General features: G+C 74.7%; 5 protein-coding genes and 1 pseudogene. 5 read left to right on the top strand and 1 reads right to left on the bottom strand.

Going from position 1 to position 6,642, the window contains the following annotated elements:
• From HGCM_RS20275 to secA, 5 genes and pseudogenes are all read left to right on the top strand, one after another.
• Positions 1 to 248: pseudogene (locus HGCM_RS20275) on the top strand (hypothetical protein); the annotation flags it as partial.
• Between the two features lie 152 nt (positions 249 to 400).
• Positions 401 to 1,054 (top strand): ribosome hibernation-promoting factor, HPF/YfiA family, encoded by a 654-nt coding sequence (hpf, locus tag HGCM_RS09870; protein WP_019136679.1) that lies wholly within the window; start codon positions 401 to 403, stop codon positions 1,052 to 1,054.
• Positions 1,055 to 1,215: 161 nt separating this feature from the next.
• Positions 1,216 to 2,478: a winged helix-turn-helix domain-containing protein gene (locus HGCM_RS09875; RefSeq protein WP_019136680.1), complete on the top strand. Its 1,263-nt coding sequence runs from the start codon at positions 1,216 to 1,218 to the stop codon at positions 2,476 to 2,478.
• Positions 2,475 to 3,467, top strand: a complete 993-nt coding sequence (locus HGCM_RS09880; RefSeq protein WP_019136681.1) for an EamA family transporter — start codon at positions 2,475 to 2,477, stop codon at positions 3,465 to 3,467. Before HGCM_RS09875 ends, HGCM_RS09880 begins: the two co-directional genes overlap by 4 nt.
• The gene (gene secA, locus HGCM_RS09885; protein ID WP_019136682.1) at positions 3,464 to 6,208 is read left to right on the top strand and encodes a preprotein translocase subunit SecA; all 2,745 of its coding nucleotides are present in this window, start codon (positions 3,464 to 3,466) and stop codon (positions 6,206 to 6,208) included. The genes HGCM_RS09880 and secA overlap by 4 nt, the downstream gene beginning before the upstream one ends.
• 142 nt (positions 6,209 to 6,350) lie before the next feature.
• On the opposite strand, the gene HGCM_RS09890 is transcribed toward secA, so the two are convergent.
• Positions 6,351 to 6,642, bottom strand: a 292-nt coding sequence (locus HGCM_RS09890; RefSeq protein WP_026075389.1) for an Rv3235 family protein, incomplete at its 5' end; no start/stop codon positions are given.

Here is a 6,642-nt window from a genome sequence, read left to right on the forward strand (position 1 = left end):
CCGCCGTCGCCCGCGGCGACCCGCCGCAGGCCGTCGTCCTGGTCGACGACGTCCTCACCACGGGTGCGACCTTCGCGGCGTGCGCCGCCGCGCTCGACGACCTCGGCCTCCCCGTGACGGCCGGGCTCGTGCTCGCGTCCACGCCTCCGCCGGCTGCTGCCGCGTCCGCGCGCGTGCCCCCGGCAGCGGTCCGGACTCCACCCGTGCTGCGAGTGGCTGACCCGCGCGAGGACGGGTTAGCGTGGTGATCCGCACCAGCGGTCGCGCCCGCATCAGCGCCGGCCGCCGGTTCCCCGCCTGACGCGGGAGGGAGGCGATGCCGACGCGGCCCCGACGGGGCTCGACAGCACTGGTCCTCGGGCGGCGCAGGCCGCCCCGAACCCCCTTCCAGGAGGCTCACATGGAGATCGTGGTTGCCGGCCGGCACACCGACGTCGCCCCCCGTTTCCGGGCGCACGTCGAGCAGAAGCTCGCCAAGGTGGAGCAGCTGGCCCCGCGCGCCCAGCGGATCGACGTCCTCGTCTCGCACGAGGCCAACCCCCGACAGTCCGGCAGCTGCGACAGGGTCGAGCTGACCGTCCTCGACAAGGGGCCCGTCATCCGCGCCGAGGCGTGCGCCGACGACCGGTACGCGGCGCTGGACCTCGCGCTCGGCAAGCTGCTCGAGCGCCTGCGCCGCACGCGCGACCGGCGCAAGGACCACCGCAACCACACTCCGGTGCCCCCCGTCGACGTCCGCCCGCCGACGCAGGAGGAGCCCGTCGCCGACGACGAGCCGGTCGTCACGGCGGACGGGGCGGTCGAGACGACGCTGGGCGACTCGCCCGTCGTCATCCGCGAGAAGGTCCACCAGGCGCTGCCGATGACGGTCGACGACGCGCTCTACGAGATGGAGCTCGTCGGCCACGACTTCTTCCTGTTCGTCGACGCCGAGACGGCGCAGCCCGCCGTCGCGTACCGGCGCCGGGGGTGGAGCTACGGGGTCATCAAGCTCGACACGCCGGTCGCCGGCACGCCCGTCGCCGAGCCGGCGCCGCAGGCCGTCACCGCCTGAGCCGCACCCCGGACGGCGAGCGCGCCGCGCCGTCGTCGGGGAGCCGCACGACCGACCCGTCCGCACCGCGGGCGGGTCGGTCGTGTCCGGCCGCGGCCGGGTGGCGACCCGGCACGCGGACGCCGGGCGACCCTGTCGGACGGCTCCGGCACGATGGGCGGGTGGAACGGATTTCGCTGGCGCAGGCTCGCCGCACCGCTCTGGCCGCCCAGGGGCTGCACGTGCGGCGGCGTGCCCGCACCGGGCCGGTGACCGCCCGGCACCTGCAGGGCGTGGTCGACCGGATCGGCCTGCTGCAGATCGACTCGGTCAACGTCATGGCGCGCGCCCACCTCATGCCGCTGTACTCGCGCCTCGGTCCGTACGACACGGCCCTGCTCGACCGCGCCGCCGGCCGCGCGCCGCGCCGCCTCGTCGAGGCCTGGGCGCACCAGGCGTCCTACGTGCCGCCGTCCACGTACCGGCTGCTGGGGTGGCGTCAGCGGGCGTACCGCACAGAGGCGTGGGGCACGATCGCCGGGGTCCCCCTGCAGCACGCGGGCGAGGTCGAGGCCGTCCGGGCGCTCCTCGCCGAGCAGGGACCGCTCACCGGTGCCCAGGTCCACGAGCTGCTCGAGGGCTCGCAGCGGGCGGACCGCCTCGAGTGGGGCTGGAACTGGACGACGGCCAAGCGCGTGCTCGAGTTCCTGTTCTTCACCGGCGAGCTGACCGCGGCGGGGCGCAACGGCGCGTTCGAGCGGCGCTACGACCTCACCGAGCGCGTCCTGCCCGCCGCGGCCCTCGCGGAGCCCGAGCCGTCGGAGGACGACGCCGTGCGCGCGCTCGTCGAGATCGGCGCCCGGGCGCACGGCATCGGGACCGTGCGCTGCTTCGGCGACTACTTCCGGATCCGGGGCCCGCGGCTGCGCCGGGCGGTGGACGAGCTGGTCGAGGCCGGCACGCTCGAGCCGGTGCAGGTGGCCGGCTGGGACCGGCCCGTCTTCCGGCACCGGGAGGCGACCACGCCCCGCCGCGCCGTCGGCCGCGCGCTGCTCAGCCCGTTCGACCCGCTGATGTTCGAGCGCCGCCGCCTCGAGGAGCTGTTCGGCGTGCGGTACCGGATCGAGATCTACGTCCCGGCGCCGCAGCGGGTGTGGGGCTACTACTGCCTGCCGTTCCTGCTCGGCGAGCACGTCGCCGCTCTCGTCGACCTCAAGGCCGACCGCCAGGACGGCGTGCTGCGCGTGCACGCCGCCCACCACGCGCCGATCGTGCCGGGCGTGCACCGCGCCGAGCCCGACCGGCGGCTGGTGGCCCACGAGCTCGCGCTCGAGCTCGCGGAGGTCGCGCGGTGGCTGGCGCTGGACGAGGTCGTCGTCGGCGACCGCGACGGCCAGGCGCGCGGTGACCTCGTGGCCGCCCTGCAGGATGCCGAGGCGGCGTGAGCACGACCGCCCGGCGGCACTTCGCGCTCGTCGCGCTGGCGGGGGTGCTGTGGGGGACCGGCGGCCTGGCCGGCGCCGGGCTCATCGACGCCACCGGCGCCTCCGCCACCGCGGTGGCCTGCTACCGGCTGCTGGGTGGCGGGCTGCTGCTCGCGCTGCTCGTGGTCGGCACGCCGGGCGGCCTGGCGCGCGTGCCGCGCACCCGCGCCGCGGGGACGCGCGTCGTCACGACGGCGCTGCTCATCGCCGCGTTCGAGGCGGCCTACTTCGCGGGCGTCGCGCGCGCGGGCGTGGCGCTGGCCACGGTCGTCACGCTCGGCGCGGCACCCGTGATGGTCGCGGCGGCGTCGGCCGTCCGCGCGCGGCGCGCCCCCGACCGCACCACCGCCACCGCGCTCGTCCTCGCCCTCCTCGGGCTCGTCGCCCTGGTCGGCACGTCCGGGTCGGGCGCCTCGGGGCCGCGGCCGACCCTCGGCGTGGCGCTCTCGCTCGTCGCCGCCGCCGCCTTCGGGGCGCTCACGGCGGTGCAGACGCGTCCGGTCCCCGGGCTGGAGCCGGTGGCGCTCATCGGGGCCGGCTTCACCCTCGGCGGCCTGCTGCTGGTGCCCGCCGCGCTCGTCGACGGCGGGCTGGTCCTGCCGCACGACACCGCCGGGTGGGGCCTGCTGCTCTACCTCGCCGCCGTGCCCACGGCGGCCGCGTACGCCGCCTACTTCACGGGGCTGCGCACGGTCCCGGCCACGACGGCGACGCTGCTCGCGCTGCTCGAGCCGCTGACCGCCGCCGTCGGCGCGGTCGTCGTCCGGCACGAGCGGCTCGGTCCGGTGGCGCTCGCCGGCGGTGCGCTCATGCTCACGGCCGTGGTCGTCCTGCGCCCACGCGGGGCGCCCTCGCCTACGATGGACGCGCCCGGCCGAGCGGCCGGTCCAGAAGGCCACCCCGACGCCGTGCGTGCCGAGGGGTGCGACGACGTCGGGAGTGGTGCGTGACCGCGATCCTCGAGAAGGTCCTGCGGCTCGGTGAGGGCCGGATCGTCAAGAAGCTGTCGGGCATCGCCGACCAGGTCAACGCGCTCGAGCCCAGCTTCGAGGCGCTGTCCGACGCGGAGCTGCGCGAGGAGACCGACCGGTTCAAGGAGCGGCTCGCGGGCGGCGAGCAGCTCGACGACCTGCTCCCGGAGGCGTTCGCGGCCGTCCGCGAGGCGGCGCGCCGCACGCTGGGCCAGCGCCACTTCGACGTCCAGCTCATGGGCGGGGCCGCGCTGCACCTGGGCAACATCGCCGAGATGAAGACCGGTGAGGGCAAGACGCTCGTCGCCACGGCGCCCGCCTACCTCAACGCGCTGACGGGCAAGGGCGTGCACGTCGTGACCGTCAACGACTACCTGGCGAGCTACCAGTCGGAGCTCATGGGCCGCGTCTACCGGTTCCTCGGCCTCACCACGGGCTGCATCCTGTCGAACCAGACGCCGGCGGAGCGCCGCGAGCAGTACGCGGCCGACATCACGTACGGCACGAACAACGAGTTCGGCTTCGACTTCCTCCGCGACAACATGGCCTGGTCCACGGCCGACCTGGTGCAGCGGGGCCACCACTTCGCCATCGTCGACGAGGTCGACTCGATCCTCATCGACGAGGCGCGGACCCCGCTCATCATCTCGGGGCCCGCGTCCGGCGACGCCAACAAGTGGTACGGCGAGTTCGCCAAGGTGGCCCGGCGCCTGCAGATCGACCGCGACTACGAGGTCGACGAGAAGAAGCGGACCGTGGGCATCCTCGAGCCGGGCATCGAGCGCGTCGAGGACTACCTCGGCATCGACAACCTGTACGAGTCGCTCAACACGCCGCTCATCGGCTTCCTCAACAACGCGGTGCGCGCGAAGGAGCTGTTCAAGCGCGACAAGGACTACGTCGTCATGAACGGCGAGGTGCTCATCGTCGACGAGCACACCGGCCGCATCCTGCCCGGCCGCCGGTACAACGAGGGCATGCACCAGGCGATCGAGGCGAAGGAGGGCGTCGCGATCAAGGCGGAGAACCAGACGCTCGCCACGATCACGCTGCAGAACTACTTCCGGCTCTACTCCAAGCTCTCGGGGATGACCGGTACGGCCGAGACCGAGGCCGCCGAGTTCCAGGGCACCTACAAGCTCGGCGTCGTGCCGATCCCGACGAACCGGCCGATGCAGCGCATCGACCAGCGCGACCTCGTCTACAAGGCGGAGGCGGGCAAGTTCGACGCGGTCGTGGAGGACATCGTCGAGCGGCACGCCAAGGGGCAGCCGGTGCTCGTCGGCACCACGAGCGTCGAGAAGAGCGAGCTGCTCTCCTCCAAGCTCCGCAAGCTCGGCGTCCCGCACGAGGTGCTCAACGCCAAGCAGCACGCCCGGGAGGCGGCGATCGTCGCGCAGGCCGGCCGCAAGGGCGCGGTCACCGTCGCGACGAACATGGCCGGCCGTGGGACCGACATCATGCTCGGCGGCAACGCGGAGTTCATGGCGGTCGCCGACCTCGCCGCGCGGGGCCTCGACCCGGCGGAGAACGCGGAGGAGTACGAGGCCGCGTGGCCCGCCGCGCTGGAGAAGGCGCAGCAGGCGGTCGCCGCGGAGCACGACGAGGTCGTCGAGCTCGGTGGTCTGTACGTGCTCGGCACGGAGCGGCACGAGTCGCGGCGGATCGACAACCAGCTGCGCGGCCGGTCCGGGCGCCAGGGCGACCCCGGCGAGTCCCGGTTCTACCTGTCGCTGCAGGACGACCTCATGCGGCTGTTCAACTCGGGCGTCGCCGAGGCGATGATGACCCGGGCGGGCTTCCCGGAGGACATGCCGCTGGAGTCCAAGATCGTCACGCGCGGCATCCAGTCGGCCCAGTCGCAGGTCGAGGCGCGCAACTTCGAGATCCGCAAGAACGTCCTCAAGTACGACGACGTCATGTCCCGCCAGCGCGAGGTCATCTACGCGCAGCGGCGACGCGTGCTGGAGGGCGAGGACCTGCACGTGCAGGTGGGCCACTTCCGCGACGACGTCATCGAGGGCTACGTCCGGGGCGCGACCGCCGAGGGCCGCCCGGAGGACTGGGACCTCGAGGCGCTCTGGACGGCGCTGCGGGCCGTGTTCCCCGTCTCGATCACGCCCGAGGACGTGCTGGAGGAGGTCGGCGGGCCGACGCGGCTCTCGGCCGAGGTCCTCGAGCGCGAGCTGAAGTCCGACGCCGAGCAGGCGTACGTCGAGCGCGAGGCGAAGCTGGGCGAGGCCAACATGCGCGAGCTCGAGCGGCGCGTGACGCTCTCGGTGCTGGACCGCAAGTGGCGCGAGCACCTCTACGAGATGGACTACCTCAAGGAGGGCATCGGCCTGCGCGCCATGGCGCAGCGCGACCCGCTCGTCGAGTACCAGCGCGAGGGCTTCCAGCTCTTCAACGCGATGACGGACGCCATCAAGGAGGAGACCGTCGCGTACCTGTTCAACCTGGAGGTCCAGGTGCAGGACGCCCCGGTGGTCGACGCCGCCTCGGCGGCGGACGCGGCGACCTCCGACGGTGCCGGGCACCTCGTCGCGAAGGGGATCGACGGGCCTCGTCAGACGCCGCTGCAGTACTCCGCGCCGTCGGTCGACGGCGACAGCGGCGTCGCCGCGGCTGCCGACCAGGCGGACGACGAGGGCGGCGCGCCGACGGCGGCCGGCAACCGCGAGGAGCGGCGCCGGGCGCAGCGCCAGCAGCGCAAGCGCTGACGGACATGACGACGGTCCGGCGCGCAGAGGTCTGACGCGCCGGCCCGTCGCCGTCCCCGCAGCCGGCGGGGTCCCGTGGAGGGAACGGGGGCGCTCGGCGTGCTCGCACCGACGCGGCCGGTCGGGCCGGGGCGGCTCGCCGTCACGCGAGGTCCAGCTCGGTGACCCGCCACGCGCCGCGGTGCGACTCGAGCCGCAGGCCCACGGCGCGCACCCGGGTCCCGTCGTCGACGACCGCGCACGCCTCGTACGTGTGCGGGCCGAGCGCGTTGCCCAGCACGCGCCGCACCACCGCCCCGCGGGACGCCCGCACCGTGGCCGTCCGCGGCGTGCGAGCCGTCAGGCCCGCCCGCGCGCGCAGCGCCTGGAACACGCCCGGGGCGAGCCACCGCGCGAGCTGGCCCACGGGCCGCCGCCCGGTGACCGCCTCGACG

Source organism: Cellulomonas massiliensis JC225, assembly GCF_000312005.1.
Taxonomy (GTDB): domain Bacteria; phylum Actinomycetota; class Actinomycetes; order Actinomycetales; family Cellulomonadaceae; genus Cellulomonas; species Cellulomonas massiliensis.